At 66.4% G+C, this 17,841-nt stretch carries 13 protein-coding genes; 10 read left to right on the plus strand and 3 right to left on the minus strand.

Annotated features, from left to right (window positions below; translation table 11 throughout):
• Positions 1-109: 109 nt before the first annotated feature.
• The 4 genes from ACFC0O_RS01770 (at position 110) to ACFC0O_RS01785 (ending at position 6,043) form a co-directional block, all read left to right on the plus strand.
• The gene (locus ACFC0O_RS01770; RefSeq protein ID WP_375952906.1) at positions 110-1,573 is read left to right on the plus strand and encodes a glycoside hydrolase family 76 protein; all 1,464 of its coding nucleotides are present in this window, start codon (positions 110-112) and stop codon (positions 1,571-1,573) included.
• A 148-nt stretch (positions 1,574-1,721) separates the two neighbouring features.
• Positions 1,722-2,948 (plus strand): cytochrome P450, encoded by a 1,227-nt coding sequence (locus ACFC0O_RS01775; protein WP_375952909.1) that lies wholly within the window; start codon positions 1,722-1,724, stop codon positions 2,946-2,948.
• Between the two features lie 194 nt (positions 2,949-3,142).
• Positions 3,143-4,252: a hypothetical protein gene (locus ACFC0O_RS01780; RefSeq protein WP_375952912.1), complete on the plus strand. Its 1,110-nt coding sequence runs from the start codon at positions 3,143-3,145 to the stop codon at positions 4,250-4,252.
• A 57-nt stretch (positions 4,253-4,309) separates the two neighbouring features.
• A complete protein-coding gene (locus tag ACFC0O_RS01785) occupies positions 4,310-6,043 on the plus strand; it encodes a thiamine pyrophosphate-dependent enzyme (RefSeq protein WP_375952915.1) in 1,734 nt (577 codons plus the stop codon).
• A 14-nt stretch (positions 6,044-6,057) separates the two neighbouring features.
• Here the strand turns inward: ACFC0O_RS01785 and ACFC0O_RS01790 are convergent, their stop codons facing one another.
• Positions 6,058-7,110 carry a fatty acid desaturase family protein gene (locus tag ACFC0O_RS01790; RefSeq protein WP_375952917.1) on the minus strand — a complete coding sequence of 351 codons (1,053 nt, stop codon included), beginning with the start codon at positions 7,108-7,110 and terminating at the stop codon, positions 6,058-6,060.
• Positions 7,111-7,415: 305 nt separating this feature from the next.
• On the opposite strand from ACFC0O_RS01790, the gene ACFC0O_RS01795 reads away from it, so the two are divergent.
• The 4 genes from ACFC0O_RS01795 (at position 7,416) to ACFC0O_RS01810 (ending at position 13,896) form a co-directional block, all read left to right on the plus strand.
• A complete protein-coding gene (locus ACFC0O_RS01795; protein ID WP_375952920.1) occupies positions 7,416-10,451 on the plus strand; it encodes an alpha-mannosidase in 3,036 nt (1,011 codons plus the stop codon).
• 59 nt (positions 10,452-10,510) lie between these two features.
• Positions 10,511-11,746 (plus strand): hypothetical protein, encoded by a 1,236-nt coding sequence (locus ACFC0O_RS01800; RefSeq protein WP_375952922.1) that lies wholly within the window; start codon positions 10,511-10,513, stop codon positions 11,744-11,746.
• An 81-nt stretch (positions 11,747-11,827) separates the two neighbouring features.
• Positions 11,828-13,381, plus strand: coding sequence for a hypothetical protein (locus ACFC0O_RS01805; protein WP_375952925.1), 1,554 nt, complete (start codon positions 11,828-11,830; stop codon positions 13,379-13,381).
• A gap of 128 nt (positions 13,382-13,509) precedes the next feature.
• The gene (locus ACFC0O_RS01810) at positions 13,510-13,896 is read left to right on the plus strand and encodes a peptidase inhibitor family I36 protein (RefSeq protein ID WP_375952927.1); all 387 of its coding nucleotides are present in this window, start codon (positions 13,510-13,512) and stop codon (positions 13,894-13,896) included.
• 64 nt (positions 13,897-13,960) lie between these two features.
• Here the strand turns inward: ACFC0O_RS01810 and ACFC0O_RS01815 are convergent, their stop codons facing one another.
• A complete protein-coding gene (locus ACFC0O_RS01815) occupies positions 13,961-14,656 on the minus strand; it encodes a DNA polymerase beta superfamily protein (protein WP_375952931.1) in 696 nt (231 codons plus the stop codon).
• Positions 14,657-14,726: 70 nt separating this feature from the next.
• A complete protein-coding gene (locus ACFC0O_RS01820; protein WP_375955889.1) occupies positions 14,727-15,662 on the minus strand; it encodes an alpha/beta hydrolase in 936 nt (311 codons plus the stop codon).
• A 138-nt stretch (positions 15,663-15,800) separates the two neighbouring features.
• On the opposite strand from ACFC0O_RS01820, the gene ACFC0O_RS01825 reads away from it, so the two are divergent.
• Positions 15,801-16,238, plus strand: a complete 438-nt coding sequence (locus tag ACFC0O_RS01825) for a GNAT family N-acetyltransferase (RefSeq protein ID WP_375952934.1) — start codon at positions 15,801-15,803, stop codon at positions 16,236-16,238.
• A 36-nt stretch (positions 16,239-16,274) separates the two neighbouring features.
• Positions 16,275-17,840: an adenylate/guanylate cyclase domain-containing protein gene (locus ACFC0O_RS01830; protein WP_375952937.1), complete on the plus strand. Its 1,566-nt coding sequence runs from the start codon at positions 16,275-16,277 to the stop codon at positions 17,838-17,840.
• Position 17,841: the final 1 nt, after the last annotated feature.

Genomic DNA, 17,841 nt, shown 5'->3' on the forward strand with positions numbered 1-17,841 from the left:
GCCGCGCGGTTCTGGTCATAGCCTGAGCTTCTCCTACGAGTTCTCTCAGGTTCGGTCACACGCGCGGGTCCGCTGTGAAACGGACGACCCCCGTTAACGTGGCAGGGTGATGACAGGAGGCAGACTTCGGTGGGCGGCGCTATTCGGCTCGATCGCACTTGCCACGGGATGTGCGCACGGGCTGGCCGACGGTGCTGATCCGCAGCGGGCCACCGATATCCGGAGCACCACTCCGCAGGTGCGGGTGTGGGCGCGGACCATCACGCTGACCACGGCCGACGGCGGCGGCTGGGCGAGTATCGCGGACGCACGGCCCGGGGACGCGGTCTGGCTCGATCGCGGTAGAGGCGATGAGCCGACCGGCAACGAGAATCTGGGCGGTACAACGGTTTCCGCGCCCGATACCGCCGCCACCACACAGTTCTACCGGTACGACCGAAATCGGCTGCGCGCCTGCGGAAAAGCCGGTGACCGGCCGGAAGTGCGCTGTACGCGCTGGATCGCGGCCGGGGACGCGCCGCCCGATCAGCGCATGCGCGCGGTGGAGCGACTACTCGATCGCTACCAACACGACACCGGACTGTGGGAGCGCGATGGCAGCATCTGGCAGAGCGCGAACGCGCTCACCACCCTCATCGGGTACATGCGCCGCACCGGGGATCGTCAGTACCTCGACTATCTCGACGAGACCTACCGGCACGGCGAGATCGCGCGCACCGGACTGCCCAGGACGACCGGATACAACGATGACGAACTGTGGTGGGCGCTGGCGTGGATCGACGCCTACGACCTGACCGGTGAATACCGCTACCTCACCGCCGCGCGGACCATCGTGGACGGGCTCGAGGATCAGCGGGCGTCCTTCTGCGACGGCGGATTGGCGTGGGCCCGCACCGGAGTGGATCCGCAGGCGCGGCCGTGGGAGCAGGTCAACTCGATCACCAACGCGCTGTACCTCACCGCGAGCGCGAGACTGGCGACCCGGGTCGGCAAGCCCGATCTCGCGCGGTATCGCGACCGCGCCACCGATACCTGGGACTGGTTCACCTCCCGGGCGGGCCGCGCGCTGCTGGATCCCTCGGGGGCGGTCAACGATCATCTGGATCGCTACGGCGATAGCTGCGTACTGGTCGACGAGCACACGCGCTGGACCTACGGGCAGGGTCAGCTGATCGCCGGACTGGTTGCGCTGTATCGGGTTTCGGGAAATACGCAGCTACTCGCCCCGGCCGATGCGATCGCGGCGGCGGCCACCCGTGCGGACTCGGTGTTCCTGCGCGACGGTGTGCTGATCGAGCCGAATGCCGCCAACTGCCCCGGACCCGAATGCGCTGACGCGGAAACCTATAAGGGCGTATTCGTGCGCAGCTACCGAGAACTGCTGGATACCGGTCTGTCCCGGGTCGCGACGGCGGATTTCCTGACCCGCCAGGCCGATTCACTGCGCGCGACCGGCGATGAATACGGCTTCCGGTGGCAGGGTGAGCCGCAGCCCGACGACCGCCCGGATTTCGCGACCCAGGCGGCGGCCCTGGACGCACTCGACGCGTCCTCAGGCAAACCTCCGGCATAGCCCGATTCGCCGCGCCCACTCCCCTAACGCAGTGAACATATTGGCGCGCAGCGGCTTTCGATCAACCGCCGACGTCGACACGGCACCCTCGCGCGCGGGAGACTGCTAGGCGATGCCCAGGCATCACCGGACTGTCGAGGAGAGCACGATGGACGCACAGCCAATTGTCCTGGACCCCATGGGATCCGATATTCAGGGCGAATCCGCCCGCATTCGTGAACACGGACCGATCACGCTGGTCGAACTGCCCGGCGGCGTGCGCGCCTGGTCGGTCACCGATGCCACGGTGCTCAAGGAGCTGCTCACCGATCCGCGCGTCTCCAAGGACGCGCGCCAGCACTGGACCGCCTATATGAACGGTGAGATCACCGCCGAATGGCCACTGCTGCCGTGGGTTTCGGTCGACAATATGTTCACCGCCTACGGCACCGATCATCGCCGGCTGCGCAAGCTGGTCGCACCCGCCTTCACCCATCGCCGCACCACCGCGCTGCGACCGCGCATCGAGGCGATCACCGCGGAACTGCTGGACGGGCTGGCGCTCACCCCATCCGGCGCGACCGTCGATCTGCGCGAGGGCTACTGCTATCCGGTGCCGATCCAGGTGATCAGCGAACTCATGGGCGTGCCCGAGGACCGCAATCCGGCCCTGCGCAAATGCGTGGACGGCTTCTTCGACGGCTCACTCGGGCCGGAAGAGGGCCTGGCCAACTACCTCGAGATGTACGGCCTGATGACCGAGATCGTGGCACTGCGCCGCCGATCCCCGGGCGAGGACATCACCAGCGCGCTCATCGCCGCCCGCGATGAGGACGACGGCTCCGAACTCTCGGAGAAGGAACTGGTGGACACCCTGCTGCTGATCATCAACGCGGGCCACGAGACCACCGTGAACCTGCTGGACCAGGCGATTGTCGCGCTGCTGACCCGGCCGCAGGTGCGGGCCGACCTGGCCGAGAACCGGATCACCTGGGCCGATCTGGTGGAGGAGACGCTGCGCTATGAAGCGCCGGTGGCCCATCTTCCGCTGCGCTATGCCGTCGAGGATATCGAGATCGGCGATCATCGCATTCCCAAGGGCGAGGCCATTCTCGCCTCCTACGCGGGCGCGAACCGGGATCCGAAGGTGCACGGCCCCAACGCATCCGAGTTCGATCCGACGCGCGGCAGCAAGGATCAGCATCTCGCGTTCGGCTACGGTGTGCACCACTGCCTCGGCGCGCCGCTGGCCCGGCTGGAGGCGACCATCGCCCTGCCCGCACTGTTCGCCCGATTCCCGGATCTCGCACTCGCCGCGGACCCGGCCACCCTGCCCCGGGTAGGCAGTTTCATCTCCAACGGACATGCCGAACTCCCCGTGCGTCTGACCCTCTGACAAGATCGAACCGAGGACCGGACCACGACACGACGGGTGTCGGTGATCACGCACCGCGCGATTTCCGGCATCCGACCGGCGGTCCCACCGCGCACCGGCATCGATCGTAGAACAATTTCGATGCATCACGAGATGTCTTTGTTACATATTTGTCCTAGCTTCGAGGTGACCACGAATCAGCTGGAAGGGCAGAGATGCTGCACACAGATATCCCCACCCGCCACGAAATCGAAGCACTGATCAACGCGTCCGCGCCCTGGTCCGTGTCGATCTACACCCCCACCGAGGCCGATACCCCGACCCCGGAGGAGAACCGGATCGCGTTCACCAATCAGACCCGCGACGCACTGGACCGCATCGATGACCGCAAGGCCCGGACCGCGCTGGAGCAGGAACTCGACGATCTCATCGACGATGAGGACTTCTGGCGCTTCCAGTCTCGCACCCTGGTCGTGCACGCCACCCCGGACCGTATGCGGACCTTCCGGGTACCCAATCGCCTCGACGCGGGCGTGACGGTCGGCGACCGATTCTTCATCAAACCGCTGCTGCGCGCAGTCACCTTCCCGCAGTCCGCGTTCGTACTCGCCCTCGCCGAGGGTTCGGTGCGGCTGGTGCAGATCACCCCCGATCGACCCGCCGCGGATGTGCGCGTCAGCGATATGCCCACCAGCGCAGCGGATTACGCGCGCAAGGCTTCGCTGAGCGGGCGCGCGCCCAAGGGCCGCATCCAGGGCACCGAGGGCCGTAAGGTCCGGGTGCGCCAGTACGCCCGCGCGGTGGATGCCGAACTGCGGCCCATACTTTCGGGCAGCGATCTGCCGCTCATCCTGGCCGCCGCCGAACCGATCGAGGGGCTGTTCCGCTCGGTCAACAGCTATGACGGACTGCTGGACGAGACCATCACCGGCAATCCCGAACATCTCACCGACGAACAGCTCGCCGCCCGGGCGCGGGAGATCCTGGACCGGCATTACGAACACGAATTGGCCGATCTGCGTGCGCTTTTCGAGCAGCGGCGCGCCGAGGGGCGCGGTGCGACCGATCTCGCGGATATCGCCCGCGCCGCCACCTTCGGCACCGTCGACACGCTCATGGTCGATATCGACGCGACCGTGCACGGTTCGATCGCCGAGGATGACGGAACCCTCACCCTGGCAACGGCTTCCGATATCGAGGCACCCGGCGTGCTCGATGAGATCGCCCGGCGCGTACTGCTGTCCGGTGGCCGCGTGCTGGCCGTGCGCGCCGCCGACCTGCCGGAATCGACACCGGCTGCGGCGATTCTGCGCTACGCCCCGTAACGCCGATTCCGCCCTGCTCCGACCACAGTCAGACAGTTCCAGGAAGGACGCGCACCCATGTCCGACAATGTCGCCGATGCCATGTGGAAGATGCTCGAATCCGCCGGGGTCCGAAGGTGTTACGGGATCGTGGGCGATGCCCTCAACCCGGTCATCGATGCCATGCGCCGCAATGGGCAGATCGATTTCGTCCATGTCCGGCATGAGGAGTACGGGGTGTTCGCCGCCGTCGCCGAGGCGCGATTGACCGGGCGGCCGGTGGCGGTGTGCGGTACGGCGGGACCGGGCGTGACACATCTGATCAACGGGCTGCTGGACGCGCGCAAGGAGGCCGCGCCGGTCATCGCCATCGCGGGCGATACCGAAACCGCCATGTGGGACAGCAGTACGGTCGAGGAGCTGAATCCGTACAAGTTCTTCGAGACCGCATCGCGGTACACCGGGCGGATCGCCGATCCGGCGCAGCTGCCGCATGTGGTGGGCAGTGCGGTCACCATCGCGCTGGCCGAGCGGGGACCGACGGTCATCTCGCTGCCCGGTGATGTGGCGGTGCGCAAGGCCCCGAAGATCACACTGCCCCTGGCACTTCCGGCCACGACGCCGGGACCGGCCGGGAGCCAAGACCTTTCGGCCATGGCCGAGCTGATCAATTCGGGCGGCACCGTGGCCATCTTCGGTGGCGACGGCTGCGAGTTCGCGACCGCGGAGGTCCGCGAACTCGCCGAAAAGCTGCGCGCGCCGGTGGGTTACTCGCTCAAGGGCAAGCAGTGGCTGGAGTACGACAATCCCAATGCCGTCGGCATGACCGGGCTGCTCGGCTACGGCGGATGCTGGGAAGCGGTCAATAAATGCGATGTGCTGCTCATGCTCGGCACGGACTTCCCGTATCCCAACTTCCTGCCGCATGACAAGGTCAAGGTGATCCAGGTCGATCGCAACGCCCGCCATCTGGGGCGGCGAATTCCCTTGGAGCTGGCGGTGATCGGCGATGTCAAGGCGACCGTCGCGGCCTTGCTACCCATGGTGACCGAGAAGTCCGAGGATCGCTTCCTGAAGAAATGCGTGAAGCTGACCGTGAATTCGCGGGAACGGCTGCGGCATTACATCACCAAGGGCCCGGAGCTGTCCCCGATCCGGCCGGAGTACCTGGCGTCGATCCTGGACGAGGAAGCCGCGGACGACGCGCTGTTCTTCGCCGATACCGGCACCGCTGTCATGTGGGCCTCCCAGCACATCAGCTACGGACCGCAGCGGCGGCTGTTCGGCTCGTTCTCCTGGGCGTCCATGGCCAATGCCTCGCCCAATGCCTTCGGCGCACAACTCGCCTATCCCGGACGCCAGACCATCGCGCTGTGCGGGGACGGCGGATTCACCATGCTGGGACTCGGCGATCTGCTCACCGAGGTGCAGCGGCAGACACCGGTGGTGCACGTCATCCTGAACAACAGCATGCTCGATTTCGTCAATATCGAACAGCAGGAAGCCGGGTTGATCCCCTACGGCACCGACTTCCAGAACCCGGATTTCAGTAAGGTCGCCGAGGCCATGGGGGCCAATGGAATTCGGGTCGAGGACCCCGGCGATCTGCGCACCGCGGTGCGAAATGCCCTGCGGCACACCGGCGGGCCGACCGTGCTCGATGTGGTCGTGGACAAGTACGCTCTCGCCCTGCCCGAGCACGTGCCCATGGACGCGGCCACCGGTTTCACGCTCAGCATGGCCAAACAGGCGCTGAGCGGTGATTTCGAGAGCGTGCGCCGCACCGCCACGCACAACATCCGGCTGCTGTAGCGGTCAGCGTGTGATCACTGGGCGTGGTGGCCGACCGCGTCCAGGTGCTTCAGCGCCTGGGCGTAGGAATCGAGCAGAGAGGTCTCGGCGTACGGAAGTCCGCGCTCGGCACAGAAATCCATCACGATCGGCCGGGCGTAGCGCAGGCTGGGCCGGGGCATGGACGGGAACAGGTGATGCTCGATCTGATAGTTCAACCCGCCCATGGCCGTATCGGTGAGCGCGCTCGGCCGCACATTGCGGGAGGACAGCACCTGGCGGCGCAGGAAGTCCGGATCCTCGCCCTCCTCGAAGACCTCCATGCCCTTGTGGTTCGGCGCGAAGGTGCAGCCCATATAGAAGCCGAACAGGCCCTGCTGAACCGCGATGAACACCAGCGCCTTGACCGGTGACAGCACCAGGAAGACGGTCGCCAGATATCCGGCCGCGTGTGCTGCGAGCAGTGCGCCCTCCCAGAAGCGGTGCCGCAGCGGCCATTTCACCACCGCGCGGACGCTGGAGAAGTGCAGGCTGCCCGCCTCCAGCAGCAGCAGCGGGAAGAACAGCCACGCCTGATACCGGAAGATGAACCGCCGCCAGCCTTTTCCGGTCGCGGCGCGCTCCCCGGAATGCGCCAGGATGCCCGACACATCGGGATCGGCGCCCTCGGTATTGGGGTGCGCGTGATGTCGGTTGTGGTTGCTGGTCCACCAGCCGATGCTCAATCCGATCGCGAGATTGCCCGCGATGACCCCGTAGATGTAGTTGGCGCGGCGGGTGCCGAAGATCTGCCGATGTCCGGCATCGTGCCCGAGAAACGCGATCTGGGAGAACACCGCGGCCAGTACCGGCGCGGGGGCCAGCGCCCACCACGAATCGCCGATCGCCACGAGCGCCGCCCACCCGCCGAAGTACACCGCCGCGGTGATCGCACTGCGCACCCCGTACGCGCGCACGCGCCGATCCAGCAGACCCGCCTGCCGCACCCGGCGCAGCAGTACCGCGTACTCGCTGCCGCGAATGGGCGCGGTATCGCGCGCCATAGGCAGCCGCGTCTGGACAATCGACGCAGACCTGGGCTGCGTCATCTCAATCACCACGGGCTCTGCACATCCTGCTGTCGCTGTTGATCGGCGAGCACCCCTTTGGTGTTCGCCGCCGCACCGGATTTCGACGTCGGCACATGGCCGCTCACCTGCCTAGCCAACAGCATGCCGCGCCGCGACCACCATCGGATGAACATCTGTGCCGAGCGGTGACACATCTGCATGACGATTCGCCCTGCCGTCGTCCGCACATAATGCACCACGCGGCGTGCCCGCGAAAATCGCGACCCTGCCGGACAATGAGGCGGTTCGGTGACCACTTTCCCGGTTGGATCGGAGCTGCCGTTATGCACGATGATCGTCGGTTGATCGAGGCGCGCCTGGGACGGGTGCTCGGTGAGCGGATCGTTCCGGCCATCTATCCGGAATCGGTGCCGTTGCGGGCCTCGATCTGGGTCGCGCCGGGGGAACCCGTGGACGTGGCCGAGGGGCTGGCGGCACCGCGGACACCCGTCGAATCGGGTGCGCGCTGGGGTGCGCCCTGGGGGACGAGCTGGCTGACCGTCGAGGGCACGGTGCCCCCGGAGTGGGCGGGGCGGACCGTCGAGGCGCTCATCGATCTGGGCTTCGATCAGAACATGACCGGATTCCAATGTGAGGGACTGGTTTACCGGGCGGACGGGACGCCGGTGAAAGGGCTGCATCCGCGAAATCAGTGGGTGCGCATAGGATCCCCGGTCACCGGCGGTGAGCAGGTGTTGCTGCATGTGGAGGCGGCGTCGAATCCGATCATTCCGTTCTTCGGGCCGACCGCGCTCGGGGACAAGCTGACCGCCGGTGGTGATCCGCAATATCGGCTGGGGCGAATGGATCTCGCGGTCTTCGACGAAGAGGTCTGGCAGCTGGTGCAGGATCTCGAGGTGCTCGGCGAACTGATGCACGAGATGCCGGAGGATCCGGCGCGCCGCTACGACATCGTGCGAGCCATCGAACGGGCGCTGGACGCGATCGATCTGCGCGATGTGAACGGCACCGCGACGGCCGCGCGGGCCTGCCTGACCGAGGTGCTGGCGCAACCGGCCATCGGCTCCGCGCATACGATTTCGGCGGTCGGGCACGCGCATATCGATACCGCCTGGCTGTGGCCGCTGCGCGAGACGGTGCGCAAGGTCGCGCGCACCACCGCGAATATGACCGCGCTGCTGGCGGATTCGCCGGAGTTCATCTTCACCATGTCGCAGGCCGCGCAGTACGACTTCATCAAACAGTATCGGCCCGAGGTGTACGCGAAGGTCAAGCAGGCGGTGGCCGAGGGCAGATTCGTTCCGGCGGGCGGGATGTGGGTCGAATCGGATACGAATATGCCGGGGTCGGAGGCGATGGCGCGGCAGTTCGTGTACGGCAAACGGTTCTTCCTCGACGAATTCGGGGTCGAGAACCAGGAGGCGTGGTTGCCGGACACCTTCGGATTCGCGGCGGGACTGCCGCAGATCATCAAGGCGGCGGGATCCAAATGGCTGCTGACACAGAAGATTTCCTGGAGTCAGATCAATCAGTTCCCGCACCATACGTTCCTGTGGGAGGGGATAGACGGCAGCCGGATCTTCACCCACTTCCCGCCCGTGGACACCTACAACTGCTCCATGCAAGGGCGCGAGATCGCGCACGCGGCACGGAATTTCAAGGAGAAGGGGCGCGCGTCGATATCGCTCGCGCCGACCGGCTGGGGTGACGGCGGCGGCGGAACGACCCGCGAGATGGTGGCCAAGGCGGCGCGCATGAAGGACCTCGAAGGGTCACCGAGGGTGCGGTGGGACACCCCCGCCGACTTCTTCACCCGGGCCGAGGCCGACTACGCGAACCCGCCGGTGTGGGTGGGCGAGCTGTACCTGGAGCTGCATCGCGCGACCCTGACCAGTCAGGCCCGCACCAAACAGGGCAATCGGCGCAGTGAACATCTACTGCGCGAGGCGGAGCTCTGGGCGGCCACCGCGGCCGTGCGCGGCGGCTTCGAGTACCCGAGCGCGGATCTGGACCGGATCTGGAAGACGGTGCTGCTGCATCAGTTTCACGACATCCTGCCCGGATCGGCGATCGCCTGGGTGTACCGGGAGGCGGCGCAGACCTATGCGGCGGTGGCCACGGAACTGGTCTCGATCATCGATCGGGCGCAGCGCGCGCTCGGCGGTGATGCGCTGGGCCCGAACGTCTTCAACTCCACCCCGCACACCTGGCGATCGATTCCGGCCGGTGCGGCGGGTCCGGCCGAGGCCACTCCCCCGTGCTCGGTGACCGCTCGAACCGAAGGCGGATTCGTGCTCGACAATGGGCTGCTGCGAGTGGAGGTGGACGCACGCGGACTCGTGGTGTCGGCATTCGACCTCGAGCGGCGGCGGGAGGCATTGCCGCCCGGTGCGACCGCGAATCTGCTGCAAGTGCATCCGGATCTGCCGAATTCATGGGACGCCTGGGATGTCGATCTCTTCTACCGGAACCGGGTCACCGATCTCGTCGACGCGGATTCGGTGACGGCGGAGCCGGATTCGACGTCGGGCGCCGCGGTGCGGGTGACCCGCTCGTTCGGAACCTCCACGGTCGAACAGACCCTGACCCTGCGCGCGGGTGAACGCGCCCTCGATATCGACACCGGCGTCGACTGGCATGAGACCGAGAAATTCCTGAAACTCGCGTTCCCCCTCGATATTCACGCCGATCGCTATGCCTCGGAAACCCAGTTCGGGCATATGTTCCGGCCGACGCATACCAATACCAGCTGGGAGTACGCCAAGTTCGAGGCGTGCAACCATCGCTTCGTGCACGTGGCAGAACCGGGGTGGGGTGTGGCGGTGGTCAATGATTCGACCTACGGGCACGATGTCACCCGCACCGTCCGGGATGACGGCGGAACGACCACGACGCTGCGGGTTTCGCTCCTGCGCGCACCGCGCTTCCCCGATCCCGAGACCGATCACGGTGCGCACCGGTTCCGGCACGCGCTGATCGTCGGCGCGTCCATCGGCGATGCGGTGCGCGAGGGATACCGGATCAACCTCACCGCGCCGCGCACCGGTTTCGCCTCGGCTGTCGCACCGCTGTTCCGCATCGACAATCCCGCCGTGGTGACAAGCGCGGTCAAACTCGCGGACGATGGGAGCGGGGATGTGATCGTGCGGGTGTACGAGGCGCATGGCGACCGCACGCAAGCCCTGGTATCGCCCGGTTTCGATTACACCGGGGTCGAGTTCTGCGATCTGCTGGAGCGGCCGCTGGCCGGGGAATCCTCAGAGACCTCTCATGACGACGGAATTCGCTTGCGGCTGCGGCCATTTCAACTACTCACCCTCCGCTTCACCCGTCCCGGCGCGTCGCCCACGCATAAATGATCCGACATGCGGGGTTACGATCCGAGCCGCTCCACAGCTTCGACGAAAGGCCCGGCCCGGTGATTCGACTCCGCCGCGCGGTACCCGGTGCGATCATCGCCCTGGTCGCCGCATCCCTCTGCGCGGGTCCGCAGGCGGCCGCCGATCAACCGGCGGCCGATCCGGGCTGTGCCTGGCAGGCGGAGCTGTCACCGCGCACGGTCGCCCAGGTGAACTTCGCGTATCCCGATACCGGCGCGTGGTACTGGATCCTGCCGTACCAGGTGCGGCCGGGTATGACGATCACCGCGACCGGGCAGTACCCGGACTCCCGGTATATCTCGTTCAATACCTACGACGCGAGATTCAGCAGTTTCAGCAATGGCGGGGTGTCCTCGGCACTGCCCGACTACCTGATCGCCCCCGACGCCGGATCGGTCAATCCGTGGCAGCGGCCGGGCGGCGGCGGCACCTACACGGTAACGATCGGTTCGGATCGCACCGCGGCGAACGCGCTTCCGCTCGCGCCCGAGGGCGAGTCGGCGGGCGTGGGATTCCTGATCTATCGCGAGTACCTGCCCTCCGGCGGGGCGTCGTCGGTGCGGCTGCCGCAGATTCGCATCACCGATGACACGGGCTCCCGGACGCTCGGGGGCTGTGTGGGCGGTGGTTCGCCGCTACTGGCATCGGCGCTGTCCGCACTCGGCGCCACCGCGGCGAATCTGCCTCCGGCCACCGCCGACAATCTCGAATTCCGCCGGGTCAGCGGTGCGGGGGCGTTTCCGAACGCGGACAACGCCTATCTGGTCGCCACGCTCACCCCGCCCGGTGACGACAAGGTGGTCGTGGTGCGGGGTAAAGCTCCGGTCGCACCGGCGGGTACCGGGCCGACGGTGTGGCCGCCCGGTGCGAGCGCCGATGTCCGCTATTTCTCGCTGTGCGCGAACCTGAGCACGCTGCCCGGACCGGTGGTGCTCAATCCCGCCGCCGACGGTTCCACCGACAATGGCTGCCGATCGGATCGGGAGACCCTGCTCGACGCCGACCGCGACTACACCTATGTGCTGGGCACCGAGGCGCAGCGGGCACGGATCGAGGCGATACCGGGTGCGACCTTCGTACCGCTGTCATCGGCGCACCCCACCACCCAGGAAGCGATTCTGCTGCGGAATATGCTGCCCGCCAGCGATTTCCGGCAGGGGGTGCAGAGCGTACCGGTCAATGGCACCCCGGCGCAGGCCGCTGAAATCATGGGCCCCTACTACCCGCGCGCCACGGTGTGCTCGCTCGCGGCCGTGCTCGATCGCACCTGCTGAGACTCCGTCCGCGCCGATGCCCACCGCATCACCGAACAAGTGCTAGGTTTCGGCGGTTGTCTTGTAGCGGATGGAGATTCGGTGGGGCTGGGTAGCTTTTGGCGGCGCGAACCGCAGCAGCGGACGGCGGGGAGCGAGATCACCCCGGAGATCGCCGGCGAGCTGTGGGATTCGTATACCGAATCACTGGCGTGGCGGCTGTTCACCCTGCCGCTCGGGGGTCGAATCCTGCTGTCGCCCGGGCACGGTCGCAACGCCCGATTCACCCGCGACGGCGGCGGACTGGAATGGGCGCTCTTCGCGCCCGGACAGGACAATCTGCCCAGCAGGCGACTGCCGTGGCCCGCGCTGTTCGAGGACTACCGATCCTTCACCGCCATGACGGCGCTGGCGTTCCGCGATATCTTCGGCGCGGAACTGCCCTTCGAGCTCACCGCGCAGGCGTGGATCGAGGATTCCGGCGAGCAACTCGATACGCGCGGAATCGGTTTCGGGGAGTTCGCCGACGAACCGCCGGGCCGGGACGCCGATGACGCGCTCGATCTCATGGACTGGGTGCGCCAGCTCGCCGAGGCGGATCGAGAGGTCCGCACCCACGATCACACCATCGCCATGGTCTGCGGCGTCGACGTGCTGAAACAGCAGGGGGTCGAACTGCTCGTCGGCGGGGATGAGAACTGGCCGGTGCGCGAACATACGGTGGACTTCATCGGGCTGACGGACGACCGGCTGATCGTCATCGACGTCTTCGTCAATTTCGAAGGGCTGACGGCGATTCCGCCCGCGAGCATCGAGGTCGACGGGCGCATGGTGGATCGGGGCAGTCCGGCCTACGCGCACGCCATGGTCAACGCGGACCCGGATTTCCGGCGGGTGCTGGCCCGGCGGCCGGAACTCGCACAGGCGCTGAACCAGGACCGGCTCACAATCGAGTACTCGATCCTGGAGATCGACGCCGAACAACGGATTCGCCTGCACGGCTTCGAGGGCGCGACGGATTCGATTGCCCCGGCGCCGATCACGCACGAACTGTCCCCCGCCGACGATGCGAACGGACCGGCGACCGATCCCATCGAGACGTGGGTGCCCTTCGATCCGTACCCGCTGCTGAAACCGGCCGATTGGCCACATCGGCATCAGATTCCGCACTGGCCCAGCGCATCTGGCAACGCCCCGATCATCGTGCTCGCCGCGGACACCCCCGACGGCTACACCATGCAGAGCTATGACCAGCACGCACCCGAGAACCAATTCCTGCTGCCCACGGCCATGGCCCGGCTCTCCGGTATGGAACGCTACGAATGGGAATTCGACGAGCTGTACGGACTGCCCACCGCGAACTGCTCGGGACATGATTTCTCCGCGGAGAAGGTGCTCGATCCGCGGGCGATGCTGGTGGCGCACAACGCGCTTCGCACCCCGCGCCTGTGGGTCGCCACACCGCGCCGAACCTGTCTCACCGCGGTCCCGTACGACCTGGACGAACGCCAGCGCATGATCTTCCAGCATCTGGTGCGACTGACCTGGGATGACGACTCGTTCGGCAACGCACCCATCACGCGCGGCGCGTTCCTGCTCGAACACGGCCGCATCGCGGGCTTCGTCGAGGATGTGGATCTCATCGGCCGAAGCTGAAAAACGCTGGCGGGCGGTCGATTCGACCTGGTTCGTTAGTCGGTCGTTAGTGCCTCGTTGGTGTCCCCGGACAGGGTCGTTCCGAGCCGTCCGAAGGCTGGACATCGATTCACTCGAGGGGAACCATCATGACGATCACCCACCGGACCACGTTCATTCGCCGTATCGTCCCGCTCGCCGCCGCCGTGCTGACACTCGGCGCTGGCGCTGCCGTCGTCGCCGGACCGGCATCGGCCAATTACGACTGTCCCGGCGGCATGTTCTGCGGCTACGACAATCCCAATGGCACCGGCATGATCGTGCAGGTCGATTCGGGTTGCTTCCTGCACGATATCGGCAATGGCGGGGTCGGCGATCGGCTGAGCTCGTACTGGAATCGCACCGGCCAGCAGGCGACCGTCTACAACTGGACCGGACGGGAATGGCAAGTGCTGGTGACCATTCCGGACAACACCCGGGGCACCATGCCCAAGAGCGTCGACAATATCGCCGATGCGGTGAAGATCTGCGACTGAGTCCCACTACTCGGCCGCGGTGAGGCCCCCGGGTTATTCCCGGGGGCCTTTTCGGCGATTCCGATCAGTCGTCGAGGTGCGCACGCCGCAGCCGCTGCAGGAAATCCTCCAGCGGGGCCTCATTCGGGCGTTGCGGCAGTACGGATTTCGCGCTGTCGAACTTCTCCTCGTATTCGGCGATGAGCGCCTTGGCGATATCCGCACCCGATTCGGTCATCATCTGCCTGCCGAATTCGAAATACGGTTCCGGATCGGGCAGCCGGATGGGCAGCACACCGGTCGTGTACAGCTCATAGCCCTGCCAGAGCAGGCGGCGGGTATGCCTGGCGTGCTTGGCCAGCCGGGTATCGCCCAGCCCCTGGGTTTCCTGCCTATGTAGCATGCGCCGGAACTGGGCCATGGCATAACCGAAATAGGAATGCCGAACCCGTTGCGCCGAAAGGAAACACGACCGCAATTCGATCAGCTCGGCCCCGAATTCGGTGGTCACCGTGTAATCGTCGAGCCAGAGGATCTCCGAGGCCGTCGGATTGCAGGACAGGATCAAGCCGATCGCCTTGCCCACCTCATGGTAGGTGGCATCGGCCCCATCCCGACCCTGCCGGGTGCCCCGATCGCTGGTCGGCGGATGCAATCCGAGGAAGGTCCGGGTCGGCTCCACATACACGCCCAGATAGTCGATATCGCTCGCGGGCGTATTCAGGCCGTATGCGAACGACCCCACCACGCCTTCCAGCAACAGATCGCTTCGATCGCTCATCACACTTCCCTCCCCGGTTTCGGAAAGCACCGAGTATTCCGGGACGGGGAGGGAAGCGATACCGAATATTTCAGGCGGGCACGTTCATGCCCTGGGCGAGCATCGGCCAGGAATCGTGCAGGGCCTTCTCCCAGTACGGGTAGTAGTGGGTGCCGACCGGGGTGAACTGGTAGGTGGCCGGAATGGCCAGCGCGTCCAGGCGATTCTTCAGGTTCACGGTGCAGCCGTTGACCGCGCCCTCGATGATCATGCCCAGCGCGAGCGTGGTGGGGCCGCCGCTGGCCAGGTAGTACTTCACATCCTCCATGACCGGGATGCCGCTACCGCTGGAGATGTACAGCGTTGTGCCGCGCAGCTTCTCGGCATTGAGCACCGGATCATTGGCGGCCCACTGCGGATCCGCGGACGGCCCGTACATATTCTCGGTATCACCGCCCGCCCAGGTCTCCACCGCCAGTTTCACGAACTGCTGACCGATCGGATCCGCGATCTGCGCGCAACCGCTGTACGCGGCCACCGCCTTCCACAGACCGGGTGCGGCCTCGGCCAATTGCAGTACCGACGTGCCGGAGGTGGACAGGCCGGTCAGGGCGTTCACACCCGTCGAGTGCAGCGCGTCGTCCAGCAGCGGCGGCAGCTCCTGCGTGAAGAAGGTCCGCCATTTGTTCACCCCGAGAACGGGATCCGAATGCTGCCAGTCGGTGTAGTAGCTGCCGAAACCGCCGATCGGCTGAATCACATTGACCTGTTTGCCCGCCAGGAAATCGAGCGCGTTGGTCTGGGCCTTCCAATTCGCGGTGCCCTCACCGCCGTCGAGGCCATTGAGCATATAGAGATTGGGAGCGGGCACGGACTCGTCGACCGGCCGCTGCACATCGACCGAGATATCGCGGCCCATCGCGGGTGAGTACACCCGCAGATGCCAGGTCCGGCCCTCTTTGGCGATGGAAGTAATTCCGGACGCTCTATCCGGCGCAGCCGACGCGCCCCCGCCCAGCATCATCATGGACAGCGCGGCGGTCACTGCCACCGCGGTGGTCCGAAGGGCGGTCGCGCCGCCCAGCACAGAAAGCTTCACGTGCGGCTACGTCTCGGGCCGAGGCAAAACCGTTACACGACAATGGCGTTCGATAGCATCGTGTGGGTGAGCACACCTGTGGAGGACGAATACGAATTCGATATCGACGCCGAGCGGATCGATGTGGACCTGGTGCACAAATGGCTGTCCACGGACGCGTACTGGGCACTCGGGCGCGAACGCGAGGTGGTCGAGCGATCGGTGCGGGGGTCGTTGAATTTCGGGGCGTACGACCGGGAGGGGAATCAGGTCGCCTATGCGCGGGTGGTGACCGATCTGGCGACATTCGCGTGGCTGTGTGATGTGTATGTCGCGCGGGATCATCGCGGATCCGGGCTCGGGGTGCGGCTCGCCACCACCGTTGTCGAATATCTCGCGCCCTACGAACTCAGGCGGGTCATGCTCGCGACACTCGACGCGCACGGGCTGTACGCCAAACTCGGATTCGTCGCGCTGCCGGACCCGCAGAAGTGGATGGTTCTGCTCGACGGCCGATCCGCCTGATCAACTCCACCCGCCGCTCTGCCCTAAGCTGCACGAATGGCCGAGGGTGCGGGTGCTACCGGAACATTCGGGAAGGCTCCTTGGGGGTCCCGACTACTGGGGCCCGTCGAGGAAGGCGCCGTGTCCCGGCGGGTTCGGGTACAGGTATTGCTGACCGTCCCGTTGACCGTGGCGAATTTGATCGGCATCGCCGTGGCGATGGTGTTGATCGGGGTGGTTCTGCCCGGGCCCTCGGTATTCACCCGGAAACTGGTGCTGCTCAACTTCGTGGCGGTGCCGCTGTACGCGGCGCTGGCGCTGGTGCTCGGATTCACCTGGGGCACCGTCTGGGGATTGCGGACGCTGCGCTGGTCCACCGATCCGGATCGGATACCCGATCAGCGCGAGCGGCATGCCGCCGCACGGGTGCCGCGGCGACTGGTACTACAGCAGGCGCTGCTGTGGCTCGGCGGTATGGCGGTGCTGACACCGCTGTACGGGATCGCCGATCCGGCGTTCGTGCCCAAGTTCGTCCTCGGCATCGGATTCAGCGCGATCGTGGTGTGCGCCAACAGCTATCTGGCAGCCGAGTTCGCGCTGCGGGTGATCACGGCGCGGGTGCTGGACGCCGCACCGTCGCGGCAGGCGCGCGGGGTCGGGGTGTTCGGGCGGTCGATGCTGGTGTGGATGCTCGGGTCCGGGACGCCGGTGGCGCTGCTCATGGTGCTGGCGATACTGGCGCTCTCGGGTGTGGACATCAGCACCGAAAGGCTTGCGGTGTGCGTACTCTCGCTCGGCGGGGCGACGCTGGTCTTCGGCGGTGTCCTCATGACGCAGACGCTGGGAGCGGCGGTCGCGCCGATTCGCGGTGTGCGCAATGCGCTGCGGCGGGTCGAGGACGGTGATCTGGAGGCCGCGGTCACCGTCTACGACGGCACCGAATTGGGGGAACTGCAGGCTGGTTTCAACCGCATGGTGCAGGGATTGCGGGAGCGGGAACAGATTCGCGACCTGTTCGGCCGCCACGTCGGCCACGATGTCGCCGCGGCCGCTCTGGAGCGCAATCCCGAGCTCGGCGGCGAAGAACTGTATGCCGCAGCACTTTTCGTCGACATCATCGGATCGACCACCATGGCGGCGACCCGCCCCGCCCGTGAAATCGTCACCATCCTCAATGACTTCTTCGCCGTCGTCGTCGACGAGGTGGAACGACACGGCGGGCTGGTCAACAAGTTCGAGGGCGATGCCGCCCTCGCGGTCTTCGGCACCCCCGCACCGCTGTCCGACGCCGCCGGGTCCGCGCTGGCCGCATCGCGTGCGATACGCCGTCGGTTGTCCAGTGAGACAACCGGATTCGACGCCGCGATCGGCGTCGCGGCGGGCCGTGTGGTGGCGGGCAATGTCGGCGCGCACCGCCGCTATGAGTTCACCGTCATCGGCGATGCGGTCAATGAGGCCGCCCGCCTGTGCGAACTCGCCAAATCCGAGGACAACCGGGTCCTCGGCTCCGGGGCCACCGTGGATGCGGCCGACGCCGCCGAACAGAAATACTGGACCGTGGGCGAATCGGTCACGCTGCGCGGCCGCCTCGCCCCCACCCACCTGGCCCGACCACAGAATTGAC

It is taken from the genome of Nocardia sp. NPDC056100, from assembly GCF_042266325.1.
Classification (GTDB): domain Bacteria; phylum Actinomycetota; class Actinomycetes; order Mycobacteriales; family Mycobacteriaceae; genus Nocardia.